The following is a 19,321-nucleotide window of genomic DNA, read 5'->3' on the forward strand; positions in this document are numbered from 1 at the left end:
CAAAACCGGACGTGATTCCATGCCTGAAAAAATAACAAAAGAACAGCGATCCAAAAACATGAAAGCCATTAAGTCTCAGTCCATGCTGGAAAATGCCATCACCAAGGCTCTCTGGAGGAAAGGCTTTCGGTTCCGTAAAAATGCGAAAATGTTCGGCAAACCGGATATCTCCATAAAGAAATATAAAATCGTCATCTTTATAGACTCCTGTTTTTGGCATTGCTGCCCAATTCACGGGAATATGCCAAAATCCAACCAAGAGTATTGGACAAAAAAACTGGACCGCAATGTCAGCCGGGATCAGGAAGTGAATCAATATTATCTGGAAAACGGTTGGAAAGTGTTGCGCATCTGGGAGCATGAGTTCAAAAAGGATTTTGATGCTGCAGTTGACTCCATCGCGGATTTTATTAAAACCAATGCAGTTTTAAAGGAAAAACACCCTGAATCTTTGTCAGAAGATTAGGGTGTTTTTCAGTTAAATTAAGTTTTTCAGCTCCTGTGAGCAAGTTTCTTTGTATTGAATCCAGCAAGCTTCCTGCTTCGCCCACTGTGTAACATTTCGCTCTCCGGCAGATTCTTTGAGATAGGACAAAGTCTTATCTGCAATGATACGGATAATATCATCCCATTTTTCTGATAGAGATTGTTCTTCCCATACACCAACCAAATCAATTGGCTCGCTGTACAGATAGTGAAGCATTGCCACTGTATAGTAAATGACATTTGCCTTGTAGCCTCTCAGCTTCATTTCATCTACGATTTCTTGTACCCGCTGATTAATGATGGCTCTGGCAATTAATTTCTGATACACGGATAGAGTAATCTTATCCTGGGTGCTGCCGCTCCAGAAGGACTTATTCAGATCCATGAACTTTTTGAACGCTTCCTCTCCACCCTTACTTGAAACATAAGGGTAGCCTTCCCATGACATGAAGTATTTTGCCAGATCTACTTTTGTAAGGACCTTATCTTTCGGATACTGCTTCTTGAAATCGGTCTGCTCTTTGCCTCGCTTGCGGCGGTTGATGTCCACCATATACTGGCCTCTGGCTCGCTCAAAGTACCATTTGCTTTCTGGTCTTCTTCCGTCTTTTGCCGGAATCCAGATATTGCGTGAGAATTTCTCCAGATCAGACATGAATCGTGTATTGGCTAATAGATCAGATTTATTGATCTTATTTTGCGTATTGGCATATTGTGAAATTCGGGAGATCATTTCATCTTCCAGCAGGTGCTGATCCTTTGAAACGAATTCATTAACCTGAAGGATTGTCAGTTTTGCCTGGACGTAGACATCCTTTAGACTGATTCCATCCTTATAAGCCTTGTGGATGGAAGCCGTTGTCTGGCCGCCATTGACAATTTGCCAGCCGCTGAGTCCTTTGATTTTATATTGATTAACCCCATCTTTTACAGGCTCAAAGTCACCTGTACGGGCTACAGTTGAAATGCCGTTGTTATAGGCGACAAACATTTTCCGCTGGAATGGATCTTTTAGCGTATCACGAATGCCTTTGTTGGTTCCGCCCCTTGCCTGAAGGAATGAACGAACATTTCGCTCAACAAGCTTTTGGCCCCATTCGTCATAGGCTTTAGCAAGAAGCTCAGCTGAAATATAGCCTACATAACAGTCAAATTCCTTTACACCGCTAGAAGGGTCAGGAACAAACATCATTTCAAATGATTCACCGTAATCTCTCTCAAAATCAATGTAATCTGTCTCAATAGCCTGCTCAGATGTGATCAGCTGCTGAACACGGTCAATATCCCATACTTGAACATTCACGGTTTCAATGCCAGGAATTGTTATTTCTACCGGCTTATTTGAAGCATAGTACATGTTTGTCACTACAAAAATATTAATCTCGTTTAAGCTATCTATCTCTTCATCAATGACTTTAGCAAGATCATAAGCTTCCAGAGAATGGTCAATTGTTTGAAGAAGGGACTTGGCATTTGTGACAAAACGCTTCGCCCGATTGGCGATTTCTGAAACAGCAGTCATGTTGATAGAAAGCAGATCTTCCTCATTCTGCTCAAAATTATAATCAGCCACAAACAAATCTAATACATGATTTTCGTCATCAAAAGAATAGGCATTTACGGCAATGTTTTTTCCCGTATCCTTATAAGGTGGGATCAGGATTTCCGGATCATCCGGCCTGTCCATAAAGGAAATCATTTTTTCCAGAAATGGAACCTGATAGCTACCTGTTTTTATCGCTTTTTCTTCCAGCTCCTCCATGAAATCGAGGAGAAATTCTTTTCTTTGTCTAGTTTCTATCATCTTTTACCCTTCCACCCTAAACATTTGGTATATGGTTTCTGGATCTTTCTCATATTCGGAACAATGAGTCAGATCAATATTATAACTTACATGGGAAATTCCCTTCGGCAGATGTTCCTTCAAAAGACGGGGGAAATCTTCCCCAGCTTCGTAAACCTCTGTTTTTTCTGTAAAAAACAAGGTATCGCCATATTCTTCTTCTCTAAAACCAAGATCCGTCATCAAATCACTATAAATAAGGGCGATTCGTTCAGATCGTTCAGCAAGCTTGGCCCGGACCTGTCCGGCCAGCTCCTGGAGGCTCATGCCATGTGTCCTGCTTTGTTCAAGAAAGCAGACATATAGATAAATTGAAGAAACGGCTTCACTTAACTTAAGCTGGTTCTCATTTGATATTTTAATGGTTTTGGATATTTTATCAATCACTGTCTTGATTTCAAGCCCGCACCTGGAACCTTTGAAGTCAATCCGCCCCTTGGTCGGCCCTTCCCATTGCTCAATAATGAGAGGGGGCTGGCCTGGGTGCTTGTCCAGCCATTCATTGATAAACCATAATTCCCCAAATAGCCCCCGCTGCTGTTCATCAGAAAGCCGTTTAAATCCGCCGCGCTGAAAGAAAGTCCTCCATCGATCAAGTACTTTATATACAGTCGAAAACAGAGATTCTTCCTTTTCAGCCACTAAATGTTCAGCAAGATTCTGGAGGACAACATCGAAAATTTCCGAGCTTTGTTCATCCTCTTGCCGGATCACAAGGAAGTAATGCTGTTTTAATAGGAAAAGCTTCTCAAAGTATTCCACTTTGACAGACATGCCCCGCCATTTCGGGAGTGCTTTTTCCTGATTATCGTCCCATGCCTCCGTGCCCAGGTCAATATATAGCTGGCGGTGATGATTCGCAGGATCGATTCCTGCAAACATGACAGGGCTCTCGTAAGTCAGGACATTCAGTTTATATACCTCACTATCGTCCTGGCTCTTAAGCTCTTTGATCATTTGTTCAAACTCTATTTTTAGGTTCAACACAGCTACTCTCCTTAAATAAAGTTATTTAGACTGTTTTATTAGTCTGGTAGACATTTGTATCGTCAATTTCAGTCCCGGGAAAAGAGAATGCAATTCCAATAGGAACCATTTTTGACGAAAATCCGGAATCCAGACTGTTAAAGATCGGCACTTCTGGATGAAGAGGATAAATTAGCATTAACCCTTTTTCCTTGTCACGCATTCTGCGTTTCTCTGTACGGTCATTGATTCCTTTAATTTCTTCATAATCAAGATCCATATATTCGTGGTTAGGAGACACAATGGCCCCAATGTCTCTGATTTGATCCTTGCTCTCAGGCGCTTTCACCTTCTTACCAAGTGCCGCTGCCGATTTCAAATGGATCTTCCCTAATTCAACAGGATAATCCGATAGTCCAGAAGCTGCTGAAGGATCCCCTTCTACTACTGCTACTGTCCAATCCGTCAGCTCTCCCTCTTTATTCACACGGTCAATATAATCGGCTATTAAAACAGAATTAACGATATTGCTGTCAGCAGTCTGATATTCTGACAGATATTCTTTAATCATGTCTGAATTCACGCCAGATGCTGCATAAAAGTTGGTTCTTCTGTAAGTTGTCTTTTCTAAAGGAAGCTTATTTACCAGCTTGACAGTGGCATCCATATTTCCTTTAATGACTTCTTCACTTGGATCAAAAAGCCTTGTCTGCTGAAGGGTACCTGCATAAATCACATTAGAAGATACTGCATTTCTCATTTTCAGCGGGCTTGTAAGTTTCATCGTTGGATGGCTCAGCATCTTAACGGCATATTCAGAAGGCGTTTTTTTCATTGCAGCAAGCCGGTCGAATTCCTGGCGCAGCTGAATCATCGCAATGGCCAGATGTTCAAAATTCGAAGCAATCTCATCTGATGTATAGATGCGGCAAAGATCCATATACCCCTTCCTATAACCAAACCAGCGCCCCATCTGCATGAGCGTGTCATACATAAGCGTGTTGCGGAAGTAATAGGTGATGCTTAAGCCTTCCAGTGTAAGGCCGCGGGATAATTTGTCTCCACCTACGGCTATTACATTCAGGCCATCTTCTTTATATTGGTGGTAATCCAAAGCATCCCGGCTGTTACCGTTAATTTCGAAAACCTGAATCGTCTCACAGCATTTTCTCATTTCTTCATATACTTCATCCCAGCTGAATTCCGGGTGGTTTTCATTTGGCCAATCCCTGCTAGTTGGAAGGATATCATTTTCATAAAGCTCCTGCAGCTCTGCAATCACACTGCTTTCAGGATTATACTGAAGCTGTTTTGAGATGGCATCAAAGGTACGCGACACTTCATCTTTCACGCTTGACTGAACGTCCTTGAAGCGTGATGTATGAATGAGCATCGAATTATGCTTCTTTCTTTGCCCTCTCAGATTGCGGATAGCAATCACAAGCAGGAATTCCAGCATCGCTTCACGCATTTGCGGAGGCACTTCTTCGAACTTATCTGCATCAGATTTCTTTTTAATTGTTGTAAATACCTCAAGGTCTTCCTGGCGCAAATGGCGGATCAGACTTGGGCGAGTATCTTCAGCATCCTCTTCCACATTGAAGTATTCTTCTGGTCCGCAATATTCCTTCGGCTTTGGCAGGCCGACAAGGAAATCTTTAGGATATAGGTCATCCCCTTCTTCCTCTGTTCTTCCTTCTTTGCTGATTAGAAGGTTAGCGAAAGGAGTTGCTGTATAGCCAACAAAAGCTTTTCGCTTAAATACCTCAAGGATTTGCCTGATCAGACGATTGATGGTTCTTGGGTCTTCACTTTTATCCGGATTGGAGGTGTCAACGGATGCCTGGTCAGCCTCATCATCAACAATTAAGACAGGGATATCCAGATTATATAAATCACGGTGATTGATTAACTGGTCCCTGAGGGATTCAAGAACCGTTTTGTTTTTCTTTACAACCATCAAGGTCGGCGAATTCAGGTTACTGGTTCCTCTTTGGCTGGACTTGATATCATTTACTTCTGTTGTCCAGGAGGAGATGATATGCTCAGCTGTATTTGCATAAATTTGTGCTACTCCGATTGGATTGCCATCCTTATCTGTCCGGTTCCCGATTACCTCTTCATTCAAGCGGATCTGCGTCTGGGCTCTTAGGTCATTATGTATTCCAGACAGAACTATGATTAGTTTATAGCCAACATCGTAAGCCTTATTGATCAAGCCAGTGAAATTGGCTGTTTTACCAGACTGAACATAACCCAATACAAGGCCGCGCTTATCGAATGGCTCCATGGACTTTGGATTTCCAATCGAAGCCATAATCTGATTGGTTGTTTCATCAATGGCGGTAACTGCCTCAAGCGGCCAATTTTTTGCTTCGGACAGATATCTGCGGTACCTGGTCCAGAAAAAACCGCTTGCTGCCATTTTAGGCTCAAACCAGCTTTTTTCTTTCGAGTTCCTCATGACATAATCCTTGGGAACCTCCAAGCCAATTTTATATTTCATGAACATTTCAAGAGACCATTTTTGGAATTGTGCATCATCAACTGGACCAAACCCAGATGCCAATACTCTCGCTAATTCAAGTGCTTTTTCTGCAGCTTCCTCAGAATTTGCAGAGTGGGCTTTTAACATATAATAGTTATTCGTAAAGGCCTGTTCGAACAGGCTCTTATTATCAATTGCTGACAATCAAATTCGCCTCCGTTGTGATTGCTTTTAAGGTTGCTCGGTTTAGGCCGTCAAAGGCCGGCTGGGTCAAAAGAATGTTAAACAGCTGTTCTTCATTGTCAGCCACATTCAGCTTCAGCATGGAAGAAGCAAATTGGATAACCAGCTCTTTCTGGCTTTCCGGCACCTCCTGCACTTCCTCTTCCGGTACCTTTGGAGAATCTATAATATTGCTTGGCGAGCCAAGCTGAATAAATTTAAGGTACAAGTTTAATAGCTTTGCATTTTCATCATCCAGATTTTTAAGCAGTTCAGAAAGGATCGGATGATTTCGGTTCAAAATAAACTGCGGGCCATCCTCGCTTCCTGACTGTTCCCATGTATTCAGGCTGCCTTTTATGGAAGGATTCCTTGCACCCGGCTGGGTGCGGAAATAGAAAATATCTCTTGAGACTTTACGTGCAATGGAGGAAATGGCCTCCAATCTTCTTTTTGCATCTTCCGGCAGGTTAATGCCTGACTTTTTGATATCCACTTGCCAGTCAGAGTCCGCAGCATTCGGAAGATCAATGCGCACCCTGGCAAGCTGTGAGGCTGCATCCTTCGGGAATAGACCCATCCAGTCTCCGAAGTATAGAAGGCGATTCTCCCGGTATATATATAATCCCTGGTGATCACGCCAGCCTTTATACCCGCCCGCCTTCTTGTATTCCGGCTCTGTTAAATGAGAAGCATGCGGCAAAATAAAGTACTGTACTTTAATTCGGTTTTCATTAATCCTAAGCATCTGCATTTCGCCTTCCATGGTATTTGGATGATACCGCATGAAAGGATCCCATGGCACAATATCCTTTCCGTTAATGAACATCTCCACTTCACTCTTTTCAAGAATAGAATGGAATACAAATTCGAGATGTCTATTAATCCGGGCCACTTTATTATAGAAGCTGGTTTCTTTCAGCTTGCGTTTTCCGCCATAACCCATAAAGCGGTCAAGCTTATCAATGCAGACAATCGTTCCGCTTTCAGATCCAATGTCACCCATTTTAGCTTTTACTTCTTCCGGTATCCTGGTGAAAAGCTGCCATTCATTGCATTCTGATACATGATCCAGGTCCCAGCATCTTTCGTTATAAACTCCATCCTTTTTGGACAGAACACTTAACCGTTTCCCCAGCGAAAAGGATGCTGTCTTTAAACCCATCCCAAATCGTCCGAGTTCATTCGCTCCCCTTTTTGCTCTCGGATCCTTGGACCCAATATTCATGGCTGTCTGAAGCATCTCTTCATCCATGCCCGTGCCATTATCAGAAATTGTAATCATCCCATCACTTTCACCATAGGCGAAATTAATATGTATTTTAACTGCCCTGGCATCCAGGCTATTGTCAACTAAATCAGCAATCGCTGTATTTGCATTATATCCAATCGAACGAAGCGCTTGAATAACAGGCGCCGCAGAAGGTCTCGTCAGTACTGTTTCCATTCGAATAACTCCGTTTCATTACTAGGTTTGTAACAATTATAACAAAAATTTAATATATAAATAGGTAGAGATGGGGATTTACTTATATTTACAGATTAAAAATCCAATCAAACTTTTTATGTTTTCATAATTTATTATAAGCATTTACCGATCAAAAAATCATTAGGGTTCGCAAGACTACTAGTCTTTTTGCCTATTATGTCTTTTAATAATCTGTAACTATCTGTAAAATAGAAATTATTCTAATAACATATAAAAGGATATTGTTCAAATTACATAGTTTTATCAGAAAGGAACTATCAAATGTTTATACCTACTTCATTGACGGATGCACCTGGTTTAAAGGCGGAGCTCGATGTATGGAAAGCTATTACACGTGCTTTTGAGGAGCAATCTGCTATTGCTATCCACCATTATCCAATGTTTTTTTCAAATGGTGCCGGACGGCGAGAGATTGATATATTAATTGTCCACCCACAGCTGGGAGTTTGTGTAATCGAAGTCAAAGGAATTAATATTAATCAGCTTAAGGGAATAGAGGGGCATCAATGGTCCTATAAAGATTTTTATGAAGATCAAAGCAGCCCTTTTGAGCAGGCTGAAAATCAGCTCAATATGCTTTGCAGCTTTTTAGAAGAAAACCCAATTCTTTATCGCCGTTTAAGCAAGCGGGTTTTTGTTGCTCTTCCATACGTATCAGAGAAAGAATGGCAGGAACGAGGTTTTCATAAACAAATCAATTCCCCTTTACCTTTATTTAAAGAAGATTTTACGGATTTAAATCATCTTCTGAAGAAAATGCAATCCTCTTATCTTAAAGAGGTAAAGGGAAATTTGTCTAATTTGGAATTCAAAAAAATTTCACAAGCACTAGGCATTTACAAGCAAGGGGCTAATCAACCTAAATTGAAGTCCCATCTGCCGTTTTCACATACTTATATTTTGCAGACAAGGGATGATTTTGAAACATATAAACAAGATATCACGCAGGCACTGCAGAATGGGACTAAGGTGTACTTACTTATTTTTACTGATATACAACTTTCAGCGATTAAAGATGCCGATCAATACATTGATTCTTTTCAGTTAAATATTTATAAGGGTGTGCTGACTGATAAAACTTCCTTAGACTCTGGATGCTTTATCGATGGAGAAAATATATCTGAATCACTACTAACAGAACTGGCTGCACAATTTCCTTCTTTTAATACCGGCCAGTTCAAAGTCATTCATCAGCCTATCGATTCTCATCAAATGATTACTGCAGGAGCTGGTACAGGTAAGACACATGTCATGATCGACCGTATTTTGTTTTTACTGTTAAACGGCGGTGTTCCCTTAGAGCAAATTATCATGATTACCTTTACAAATGCTTCAACAAACGAAATGAAAAAACGGTTAGAAGAAAAGTTTATTACCCTATTTCATTTAACAAGACAGTCACAATTTTTGATGTTTGCAGAAGAAGTTAAAGACATGCAAATTAGTACAATACATTCATTTGCCCGCGCAATCTTAAAGCAGCTGGCGCATGAAATAGGATATGGTCAAAATGTCCAGCTTCGAAGCTATAAATTTGCGAAGAAATCCATCATTCATGAATTATTGGATCAGTTTTTTTCCGGCCGTTCCGTTGAACCTTTCTTACAAACCAGAATAAAAGACTATGAATTTATCGATCTGGTGTATGCAATGTGGGAAGAGATGGAGAAAAAAGGCTTATCAACTGAGGAAATACAGAACATAGACTGGGGGGCTGTTACTGGAAAAGATGCCACTATTATACACGAAATCTTGCAATTTATTTTCAATCGTTGTGAGGCAATGCTTGATGAATTAAAGTACGCAGAAAATTCGATTACAATGGGAGATTTAATCCGCAAACTAAAACTGTTTACCGGCAGCAGGGATAAATTGAAACAGCTCTCAAAAGACCGTTACATCTTTGTTGATGAGTTCCAGGATAGTGATGCTGTGCAAATAGAACTGTTAGCCAGCCTGCAGAAATTTTTGCAATATAAGCTATTTGTTGTTGGCGATATAAAACAGGCTATTTACAGGTTTCGCGGAGCTGACTATAAGTCGTTCCAGGAACTGGAAGATACGACCAAAGGAATTAAATATGTGAAAACCGAATTACAGTTAAATTATCGGAGTTCCGGTCAGCTTTTAAATAAAATGCATCCTTTATTTAAAAGCTGGAATGATCGTGGATGGCTGAAGTATGAAAAATCAGACCGTTTGCTGAGCAATAAGGAGACAGAATTCCAAAATGATGACTGGAATGTTTCTTTAAATTATGAGGAGGATTTCGAAAAAGCATTAGCATCGCTCCCTTCTAAAAAAGACAAAATTGCCTTTATCGTCCGTACAAATCGTCAGGCTAAGCGAATTAAAGAATTCTGCGAATCTAAAAACATACTGACAACTGAAAATTTGGACGGTACGTTTTTTACCAGTAAACCTGTTCTTGATTTAAAAGCTTTATTGGATGGTCTTTTATACCCTAATGAACCAAAATTTTTAATAAATGCCCTGGAAACGCCATATTTTGGCTATAAAATTCCATATCATCTGCTTGTCCAGTTTAGCGGTAATAAAAAGCGTATCTCATCTTTTATTCATGCAAAAACAAGTGATCAGTTTAAGAAGTATGTGAACTTATTGCGCAATCTGGCACCCATGACAGTCATTCAAAAGATTATCTTTGAAAACCAGTTATTTGCAAGGCTCCCTGAAAATATAAAACAGACAATGCTAAACAGTAATGTTGACAATGGCCCTGCTCAAGAAAACATCAAGCTAAGTGTATTGCGGTATGGGAAAAACTTGCAGCACCTCATGATATTAATTGAGCGCAGCTTTTCTGCTCAGCATCTCACACTTCAAACATTGCGGGATTGGCTGCAGCTTCAAATCAGTACAAATCGCACTGAAAATGAACCTTTGCTTGACCAGGACACGGCTCAAGTTGAAATTACAACTGTCCATCGTTCAAAAGGACTTGAATATCATTCAGTTTTCTTGCCAATAACCAATAGTCCATTCAATGCTGTCGAACAGCAGTACTTTTTAGAAGAATCATCTGAGAACACAAGACAGGCAGGCAAAAGAAAATTCGGCTGGCAAATCAAAGTTAAGGACAAGCCAAAATATGCTGTATATAAGAATAATTACTTTGAAACTTTGAAAACTTATGAAGATCAAGAGCAATTTAAAGAAGAAACTCGACTATTATATGTTGCGCTTACTCGAGCTGAACAGCGTATTTATATCACTATGCCGAAATTACACAAAATCCCGAATGAATCTTGGGCATTTATCTTATCTCAAGGCGGATTGCCAGCAGGATTGGAGGAGTCTAAATGAGCGTAGAAGTCCATACGTATTCACAGCCTAAGGAATGGGCAGATCACCCGCTTTATGAATCCTTTCCGAATGCAATTCACATTTGTGCAGCTGATAATCAGAAAAACGGTATTATAGCCTGTTACGGGGAAGATCTAAAACATGTCTATTCCTTTCGCAAATTTATTAAAGCTTTGTACAGATCATGGTACAGTCCTGAGACAAAATTCCAGCAATATTTGAGCTTATCTAAAATAATTGCAGAATTAAAGGATACTGAGCCTGAACTAAAGCAAGCATTCCGAAAAAATACAATGGATGTTTTAGAGAGCATTCGGTTCTTGATTGAGGCAAATTCATGGCCGCATTTATTAAACGACAGCTGGCTCAAGACAGCAAAAGAACATGTGTTTAAAAGAATATGGGAAAAGTTTACTCAGATAGATGCTGCATCCCAAAAACATTATAAAGATTTACGAAAGCCTATCACAAAAGAAAGGCTTCAAAAAGTCATTAAATCATTAAATAAAGATGCTGAAATTAATATAACAGACGATCTGCACATTGTGCTGCATGGATTCTATTTTGTTACGCCAGAACAGCAGATTATATTTGAAATTATACGTAATCAGGATATTCGGATGACTTTTTTCCATTACTATGATTCGCGATATACGGAGACTTTTGATTTTATAAAGGCTTTTGTAACTGACCGATTTGGCTGGCCCTCTCCCGAAGAATGGATTTATGATAATTCTTTAAGCGCTGCGTCAACAACAGCAGCACATACATTTTTAGAAGCATATGAAAGCAACCAGATCCACCAGCTTAAAACAAAAGAAACAATTATCGGATATCCATCTTTCTTTGACTTTTTACAGGATGTTATTCTTCCCTATTACCCTATTAAAGAAAGCCGGGACCATCCTATTAGTGAAGTTACAGATGATGAAATAAAGATAATTTCGCCGAATGCACAGCAGTTAAATGAACTACTAATGTCATATTATCCTGAATTGAATAGTAAAAAGCGTAATTTTTTGTCTTATCCCATAGGACGTTTTTTAGTTAGCCTTCATCAGATTTATGATAAGGGACAGCTTCTTTTAACAAAGGATATCGTAATGGAGCTGTTTTCATCCGGCTGGCTGTATGATGAGTCAACAAAAGAAAATGCACAAAATTACACTTTTGACCTGGAGCAGCTTTTTCCTTACCTACAAGGTGCAGGTCCTGCATCTGCATGGATAGATAGATTAGAAAAGCTAATTGAACAAGGATTAACGATTGAAGAAGCTTTTCCAATTGCCCAAGAAAATAGAATTGTAAGGAGCATGCGGAGTCCTTTTGCAAAACTCAGCCATTTCGCATTACCTCTGGACCGCATTAAACAGATAAAAATATTTTTAGTAAATATTAAGCAAATGTCAGAGTTATTATTTGAACATTCTGCTTCAGCTAAAATTGACTTGCACTTCGAGCGCTTAAGGGACATTTTGAACAAACATGGAAAAGGAGCCTCTTTAATTGCTAATGAAAATGAAAAAATATTAATTAAAGAGCTTGAAAAGAAGCTGGATCAAATTCATGATAGGTCAGAGTTTTTATATGATGATTTGCAAACAGCCCTGCATTTTTATTTGAGCGGCAAGCTTGACGATAAGGATATAAATTATATCAATGATTTTGTTGAAATTGATGGGGAAATGTTTAAGCCTGATAATCTGCCAATATATATAACCGGACTTGATGAGAATTCCTTGCCGTTCGGTTCACCGAGTGTGCCTTGGCCGCTGCAGGCTGAAACATTTGAACAGATGAGTGAGCATCATATTGCTTTGGAGCTACATACTATCAGGAGCCGTGCCATTAAGTCCATTTCCCGTTATTTATTTTTCATCGCGCTTAATTTACGATCAGAAAATGTCAAACTGTCATGGATTAAAAATATTTTAGATCAGCACGAACTTCAGCCTGCACTTTATATTAAACAGCTAGGAATAATACCAAAAGAATATACACCATCTTCTGCAGAAAATGAAATTACTTATAAGCCATATGATTTTTCATTAGAGAAGGTCAAACAGGAAGAAATGGCTGAAGTCTGGAAAACATTAGGTTTTATAGACTTTCTTGCTGAATATGAATTATGTCCGAAACGATTTTATTACAGCTATATCGCAGATGAGTATCCGTCATTTGCCAGCGATTTTATACATCAGTTTCTTTTCTCTGAGATTATTCGTGCTGCAGGTCAAGGCACCAAGGCTGATTTTGAAACAGTGCTGCAGGAGGTAAGCCCTCTCTTTCCGCAGTGGCTAAATTTTAAAAAGCGTGTTTCAGCAGAGAAATCTTTTCAATATGTACCTAATAGTTTAGGCAAGAAAACGCATGTTATTGAAGATCATTCTTATACCGAAACAAGGAAGAACTTTCAATTCCCTGGATTCACTAAGAAATTTAGGAATGAGTTATTTGATAAAACTGAAGCAGCCTATCCAAAAATAATTGAAGAACTAGTGGATGAAAACCAGTCTTCCCTAACCGCAAAACCAGGCTATGAATGTCGGTTCTGCCCTCACATTGAGTATTGCCGTGAAGCTGTTTATTCTGTGGACTTGCGGAAGGAGGAAAAACAGCTATGAATCTATCTTTCTGGAAGCAAGTAAGTGTGAACTGGCAATCTGTTCAGCAGGATGCAACAGAGGCAAAAATTGATTTGGAGCATTTTAATAGATTAATTCTTAAAGATATTGCCGTTATTAAAGAAGCATCCGCTTCATATGAAACACCATTAGAACTTACGAATGAAGATGAATTTTGGGGTGATTTATAAAAATGAAAAAAAAGATAAACTTTTCTTCACAGCAGGAAGAAATCATAAAATATTCAGGATCTCAGCTATTAATAAGAGGAATTGCCGGGAGCGGAAAAACATTAATTTTGCTTTCGAAAGCACGTGATGTTGCAGAAAAGAACCCAAATGAGACCGTAGCTGTATTTTCCTACGGGAATCCATTGGCTGCTTCTGCCCAGAAGCAGCTAGAGGAATACGATTTGCCAAACTTAACTGTCATAACCTTTCATTCATGGGCGATGAAAAATTATTTTAAAACCTTTAGAAAGAAGTACTATTTGGAGAAATATCCGCAGCAATTAATCAGTAAAGCAATCGATGGCGTAAGGAAGGAATATCCAGACCATCGCTTAGTGAATAACAAAGACCTTACAAGTTTTATAGAAGAAGAAATCAGCTGGATAAAAGGTTCCGATATATGTGAATTTGATAAGTATGACAAGGCTCCGCGGAAAGGCCGAGGCGGTAAGGTCAGGCTTTCTTCTGATGACCGCAAAGTAATGTTTAAAATATTCGAAGCCTATGAAAAAGAACTGGATTACCGGGTTGACTTTGATGATTTTGGCCTTCAAATGTCACGCAACCTTAACAAAATTAAGGATGAATCAAAATTCGATCATGTTTTTATTGATGAAGCACAAGATTTAACTAAAGTTAATTTAATGGTGCTATCCCATATCGCACGCAAGTCATGTATTGTAGGTGCTGATAAGGGACAGAAAATCTATACCACTTCTTTTACATGGGAAAGTGTTGGATTAAATATCAAAGGCGGCCGTACAAAAGTCTTGCGTAATTCTTATCGTTCAACTAAGCAAATCATGGAGCTGGCATATAGCATACAAGAACGGGATGAAATTTCAAAGGATGAAGAATTTACTCGCCCAGACTTGCCAGCTTCACAAGGACCTACACCTAAAATATATTTCACCCAAGGCTCTGAGAGTCAGAATAAAGCATTAGCAGAAGGAATCAGGCTTTTTCAAAAAGAAGATCCTAACGCTGCTATTGGTATTTTAGTTCGCAATAAAGACCATATGAAAAAAATAGCAAAATTCCTGGATAAAGAGCGTATAAAATATCAATATATCAAATCTCCTTCAAAAAAAGATGATCCAGACAAAATTGGAACGCATCTTGAGCCGGGGGTTAAACTGACTACATTACATACTGCCAAAGGATTGGAATTTAAGTATGTTTTAATCACTGATTTAGTCGATCCTCCCACACAAGAACGTCTAGGTGATGACTTTGACTGGGATATGGAACGCCGTCTGCTGTATGTTGGCATGTCAAGGGCTATGCAGTTGCTGCACATATTTACATATGGTGATCGACATACTTTAGTGAACGAACTTAATGAAGATTATTATGATAAGGTTATAATTTAAGCCTTTTAAAACCCTGCGCCTTTTGCGCAGGGTTTTGTAAATTTCGAAATTTCTCATTTCCACACTTCTCCTGTTCCACTCTTTGTAGTATTTTTATACACTAAAATATTTTAACAGCACGAGAACTCCGCATTACAAAAAGGCAAGCAGTACATATCATGCCAATACCCAAATCAGAGAAATAGCTGCCAAATCCCATCCCATGATAAAATACTAAATATATTTTCTAGTAAAGGAATGAATGTCTATTAATCTCCCAGATAAGGTGAAAAACCTGCCCTTAACTCCAGGTGTATATCTGATGAAGGATTCGCAGGGTCAAATTCTGTATGTCGGGAAGGCGAAAAATCTAAAGAATCGGGTTCAGTCTTACTTCCGGAACTCTAAAAATCATTCTCCAAAGATTAAAAAGCTGGTCAAACACTTAAGGGATTTTGACTATATCCTGACAGATACCGAATTCGAGGCTTTTATGCTTGAATGCCAATTAATTCAAAACATTAAGCCGCTCTATAATCGAATGATGAAGAGTCCGCAGTCATTCATTTATATCTCGATCAGCCTTACCGGCAGGCACCGTAAGATTGATATTGCCTATAACCCCAATGAGAATGACGGCAAGATTTATTTTGGCCCTTTTACAAGCCGAAGCAATGTGGAAAGAGCTCTCCGGGGGTTAAAGGAATGCTTTAAGTTGAAGTGCAGCAATCCCATCGGAACGAACTCTGCTTGCCTGAATTATTCCTTAGGCTCATGCATTGGCCGGTGCCTTGGGGGACCTGCGGAACAGCAGTACAATGACATTCTGGACAGGTTTATCGGTTTTCTGAAAGGCACTGACATGAGTATTCTTGAGGACATGAATCAAATGATGTTGAACGCCTCTGAAGCATTTGATTTTGAAGCGGCCTCCGCCTATCGGGATCATATACAGGCAGTACGCTCCCTGTTAAGAAAAGAAAAAGTGATCGAATTCACCGAAGAAAATCATAATATCGTCGCTATCGAAAGATTAACAGATTCAACGATTAAACTTTTACTTATTAAAAGGACGGAGATTCTGTTCAGCCACAACTATGCAGTAGCAGGCAACATAGAGGAAAAAATAAAAACGAACATTTTAGCTTATTTTAAACAAAATGAAGCAAATGCAGCCGGAGACGTTAGCAGACATGAAATCGATGAAGCGCATATTATTTACCGTTATTTAAACAGCGGCAGCTGCTCTTATCTCATCATTCCAGAAAACTGGCTGGACCCTGAGAATCATTCCACCCTGGATCTGACACTAAAGAATTTACTAAGTAACCTTCAACACTTCCAGCCCCCTATTTATCATGAATAAGGGGCTGTTCTTATTTTTCACCTCTCCATCGGTGCCGTTTTGCCATAGAAATCACGCAGAAGTGATGGGCCTGTCCCCACCCACATTAAAGCAAAAAAACTTTAACACAAAAAACCGCACAGTTTTCTCACTGTGCGGATGCTACCCACTTTTTTCATGAAACCGTGTGTTTAAAAGTATGGGGATGACTGTTAAATCCATTGTAGCTACTTCATTTTTATAATTCATTGATCATTTAGAAACCGCCCCAGCCTCAACAAGCAAATCCACAAGATGTACAGCTCTTACACTCTTCTCCAGCCCTTCCCTTTGAATGCCTAATTTCATCTGCAGCAGGCAGCCTGGATTTGAAGTTACAATCATAGATGCATTTGTGTCTTTCGCATTTTTCATTTTACTGTCCAATATCTCCATGGAATCCTCATAGTTAACAATATTGTAGATGCCAGCAGAACCGCAGCACCGTTCTTTGTCATTCATTTCACGGTACCCTTTACTTTTTACTTGCATTAACAAAGATAGTGGCTCATCTTTTACCTTTTGGACATTGATCATATGACAGGATGGCTGAAAGGTTATTGTTCCATTCACTTCCTTTGTAAAGCTCAAACCGTCTAATTCAGATAGCACCTGTGAAATATCTCTTACCTTATTAGAAAAAGCTTGTGCACGGCTTTCCCACTCAATGTCTCCCTTAAATAGTTCACCATATTCCAAAAGAGTCGCACCGCATCCACCAGCATTGTTAACGATATAGTCTGCCTCTTCCTTTTCAAATGTCTCTATATTCCGTTTGGCCAGAACTTTAGCGTTCGTTATTTTTCCGGCATGTGCATGAAGCGCTCCACAGCACGTCTGATTTTCAGGAATAAGTACGTCGGCTCCTGCCTTGGTCAGCAGGTCGATTGTATTCCTGTTCGTCTCATAGAAGATGGCATCCATGACACAGCCGGTAATAAATCCAACAGTAACTCTCCTGGAACCAATGGCTTTGAAGAGGCGGGCCATGTTTTTCCGTTCTGAGGGAGATGGAAGATCCGGGAGAACGGACTCAAATTTCCCCAGGTGAAGCGGAGCAAGGTGAGTTATCCTTGTTCTTTGTGCCATTTTTTGAAGCCCGGACTTTTGATAAAACCATGAAAGATTTCCAATTGTATTCATCCATCTTTTTGATGGAAACATTTGATCAAAAATCAATGATTCACTTATTTTTTGCGCTTTCGATTTTTGCTCTGCAAATTCTAGAACTTCTTTTGCTCCTTCTAAAATCTTCCCATACTGAACACTGGTGGGACAGGCAGTTTCGCAGGCGCGGCATCCCAGGCATTTTTCGATTGGTTCCCTCAGTTCCTCTGCCTTGATCTTGTCTTCTGCCAGCATTTTGACAAGATTTATGCGCCCACGCGGCGAATGCACCTCGCTCTTCATCGTTTCGTATGTCGGGCAAACCGGCAGGCAATATCCGCATTGGACACAATTAAATGTCTCCTTATAATGTAATTTGTCTTTTAGGCCGGCTGCCGTACTCATTCCCTAAGCACCAGCTTTTGTCCTTCTTCAGGAAAGATTTTACCGGGATTTAAGATGTTATTGGGATCCCATATTTGTTTAATTCGTTTCATCATATCCAAGCCGGCTGCACCTAATTCCATTTCCATAAAAGGAGCTTTCAATGTTCCAATTCCGTGTTCACCGGAGAGTGTCCCTCCCAGTTCAACAGCAGCTCTAAAGATTTCCTCAACTGCCTTTTCAACCCGGATCATTTCCTCCGTATCCCTTTTATCACAGATAATATTTGGATGAAGGTTTCCGTCACCCGCATGCCCAAACACGACTAAATGAATATCATATTTCTCCCGGATCTCCTTTAGTTTTTGGAACATATCGGGAATCTTGCTGCGGGGTACTGTTGCATCTTCAGATACTTTCGTTGGTTTTATCTTTACAATAGCCGGGGAAACCAGCTTTCTTGCTCTCCAGTAGCTCTGTGCTTCGTCCTGATTTTCTGCTATTTTCACTTTCACAGATTCAAAGCCTTTAAAAATCACTTCTATTTTTTTCATTTCTTCTTCAATAGCCAGAGGATGGCCATCAAGTTCTATTAAGAGTATGGCTTCTGCATCAACAGGGAGCCCCAGCGGCTGATAGTTCTCCACAGCTATTATGGAAGACTGATCCATTATTTCCATTTTGGCCGGAAGGATTCCGGAAGTTAATATTTTCGAAATCGCTTGTCCTGACTGGACAAGATCATCAAAAACAGCCATCATGGTCTTTGATGCTGGTGGCTTTGGCACTAATTTCAGTGTTGCTTCCGTAATGATGCCAAGCGTGCCTTCCGATCCAACGATCAATTTTGTTAAGTCATACCCAGTTACATTTTTTATTGTCTTTCCGCCTGTTCTAATGATTTCTCCCTCAGGGGTCACCACTTCCAAACCAATAACATAATCCTTCGTTACCCCATATTTCAAGCCCCTTGGCCCGCCGGAGTTTTCCGCTAAATTCCCTCCAATTGTTGATACATGGGCACTGCTTGGATCAGGAGGGTACATGAGTCCAAACTTTTCTGCTTCCTGATTGATGTTCGCTGTCAGTACACCCGGTGATACGACTGCCACCAAATCATCAGGATAAATTTTTAAATCACCATTCCATTGGGACATGTCTAAAACCATTCCCCCCTTAACAGGGAGAGGACCTCCGCTTAAAGAAGTCCCCTGTCCCCTTGGGTATACCGGGATATTAAATGTATTGGCCAATTTCAAAAGTGAAGAAATCTCCTCCTTATTTTTCACTTGGATGACCACTTCAGGAAGATAGCTGCCGAATGAAGCATCATAACTATAACTATATCGATCAGCCAAACTTGTTAAAATTTGGTCTGAAGGTATCATGCTTCTTATTTCCTTCATTAATAATTCCATT

General features: G+C 39.9%; 12 protein-coding genes. 6 read left to right on the top strand and 6 right to left on the bottom strand.

Going from position 1 to position 19,321, the window contains the following annotated elements:
- Positions 1–19: 19 nt before the first annotated feature.
- The gene (locus ACXAD1_RS13565) at positions 20–466 is read left to right on the top strand and encodes a very short patch repair endonuclease (RefSeq protein ID WP_474910312.1); all 447 of its coding nucleotides are present in this window, start codon (positions 20–22) and stop codon (positions 464–466) included.
- A 12-nt stretch (positions 467–478) separates the two neighbouring features.
- Here the strand turns inward: ACXAD1_RS13565 and ACXAD1_RS13570 are convergent, their stop codons facing one another.
- Genes ACXAD1_RS13570 through ACXAD1_RS13585 form a run of 4 tightly spaced genes read right to left on the bottom strand, consistent with a single transcriptional unit; the run spans position 479 to position 7,452 of the window.
- Positions 479–2,290, bottom strand: coding sequence for an AIPR family protein (locus tag ACXAD1_RS13570; RefSeq protein WP_474910313.1), 1,812 nt, complete (start codon positions 2,288–2,290; stop codon positions 479–481).
- Positions 2,291–2,293: 3 nt separating this feature from the next.
- Entirely contained in the window at positions 2,294–3,316 is a 1,023-nt protein-coding gene (locus ACXAD1_RS13575) for a PD-(D/E)XK motif protein (protein WP_474910314.1), read from the bottom strand.
- A 25-nt stretch (positions 3,317–3,341) separates the two neighbouring features.
- A complete protein-coding gene (locus ACXAD1_RS13580) occupies positions 3,342–5,987 on the bottom strand; it encodes a Z1 domain-containing protein (protein ID WP_474910315.1) in 2,646 nt (881 codons plus the stop codon).
- Positions 5,974–7,452 carry an ATP-binding protein gene (locus ACXAD1_RS13585; RefSeq protein ID WP_474910316.1) on the bottom strand — a complete coding sequence of 493 codons (1,479 nt, stop codon included), beginning with the start codon at positions 7,450–7,452 and terminating at the stop codon, positions 5,974–5,976. The genes ACXAD1_RS13580 and ACXAD1_RS13585 overlap by 14 nt, the downstream gene beginning before the upstream one ends.
- 303 nt (positions 7,453–7,755) lie before the next feature.
- On the opposite strand from ACXAD1_RS13585, the gene ACXAD1_RS13590 reads away from it, so the two are divergent.
- From ACXAD1_RS13590 to ACXAD1_RS13610, 5 genes are all read left to right on the top strand, one after another.
- Entirely contained in the window at positions 7,756–10,821 is a 3,066-nt protein-coding gene (locus tag ACXAD1_RS13590) for a UvrD-helicase domain-containing protein (protein ID WP_474910317.1), read from the top strand.
- The gene (locus tag ACXAD1_RS13595) at positions 10,818–13,445 is read left to right on the top strand and encodes a PD-(D/E)XK nuclease family protein (RefSeq protein WP_474910318.1); all 2,628 of its coding nucleotides are present in this window, start codon (positions 10,818–10,820) and stop codon (positions 13,443–13,445) included. The genes ACXAD1_RS13590 and ACXAD1_RS13595 overlap by 4 nt, the downstream gene beginning before the upstream one ends.
- Complete coding sequence (locus ACXAD1_RS13600) at positions 13,442–13,636, top strand: hypothetical protein (RefSeq protein ID WP_474910319.1); 195 nt, start codon at positions 13,442–13,444, stop codon at positions 13,634–13,636. Before ACXAD1_RS13595 ends, ACXAD1_RS13600 begins: the two co-directional genes overlap by 4 nt.
- 2 nt (positions 13,637–13,638) lie before the next feature.
- Positions 13,639–15,048 carry a 3'-5' exonuclease gene (locus tag ACXAD1_RS13605; protein WP_474910320.1) on the top strand — a complete coding sequence of 470 codons (1,410 nt, stop codon included), beginning with the start codon at positions 13,639–13,641 and terminating at the stop codon, positions 15,046–15,048.
- Between the two features lie 301 nt (positions 15,049–15,349).
- Positions 15,350–16,393, top strand: coding sequence for a GIY-YIG nuclease family protein (locus ACXAD1_RS13610; RefSeq protein WP_474910321.1), 1,044 nt, complete (start codon positions 15,350–15,352; stop codon positions 16,391–16,393).
- A 231-nt stretch (positions 16,394–16,624) separates the two neighbouring features.
- Here the strand turns inward: ACXAD1_RS13610 and ACXAD1_RS13615 are convergent, their stop codons facing one another.
- Together ACXAD1_RS13615 and ACXAD1_RS13620 are read right to left on the bottom strand one after the other, a co-directional pair.
- The gene (locus tag ACXAD1_RS13615; protein ID WP_474910322.1) at positions 16,625–17,923 is read right to left on the bottom strand and encodes a (Fe-S)-binding protein; all 1,299 of its coding nucleotides are present in this window, start codon (positions 17,921–17,923) and stop codon (positions 16,625–16,627) included.
- Positions 17,920–19,320, bottom strand: coding sequence for an FAD-binding oxidoreductase (locus tag ACXAD1_RS13620; RefSeq protein WP_474910323.1), 1,401 nt, complete (start codon positions 19,318–19,320; stop codon positions 17,920–17,922). Before ACXAD1_RS13620 ends, ACXAD1_RS13615 begins: the two co-directional genes overlap by 4 nt.
- Position 19,321 lies beyond the last annotated feature (1 nt).

Source organism: Cytobacillus sp. ABV4_503 (genome assembly GCF_056158445.1).

Coding starts and splice junctions, on each gene's coding strand:
- ACXAD1_RS13615 (WP_474910322.1), bottom strand. CDS start 17,923: ATGAGTACGGCAGCCGGCCTAAAAGACAAATTACATTATAAGGAGACA.
- ACXAD1_RS13610 (WP_474910321.1), top strand. CDS start 15,350: ATGAAGGATTCGCAGGGTCAAATTCTGTATGTCGGGAAGGCGAAAAAT.
- ACXAD1_RS13585 (WP_474910316.1), bottom strand. CDS start 7,452: ATGGAAACAGTACTGACGAGACCTTCTGCGGCGCCTGTTATTCAAGCG.
- ACXAD1_RS13605 (WP_474910320.1), top strand. CDS start 13,639: ATGAAAAAAAAGATAAACTTTTCTTCACAGCAGGAAGAAATCATAAAA.
- ACXAD1_RS13590 (WP_474910317.1), top strand. CDS start 7,756: ATGTTTATACCTACTTCATTGACGGATGCACCTGGTTTAAAGGCGGAG.
- ACXAD1_RS13620 (WP_474910323.1), bottom strand. CDS start 19,320: ATGGAATTATTAATGAAGGAAATAAGAAGCATGATACCTTCAGACCAA.
- ACXAD1_RS13595 (WP_474910318.1), top strand. CDS start 10,818: ATGAGCGTAGAAGTCCATACGTATTCACAGCCTAAGGAATGGGCAGAT.
- ACXAD1_RS13600 (WP_474910319.1), top strand. CDS start 13,442: ATGAATCTATCTTTCTGGAAGCAAGTAAGTGTGAACTGGCAATCTGTT.
- ACXAD1_RS13570 (WP_474910313.1), bottom strand. CDS start 2,290: ATGATAGAAACTAGACAAAGAAAAGAATTTCTCCTCGATTTCATGGAG.
- ACXAD1_RS13565 (WP_474910312.1), top strand. CDS start 20: ATGCCTGAAAAAATAACAAAAGAACAGCGATCCAAAAACATGAAAGCC.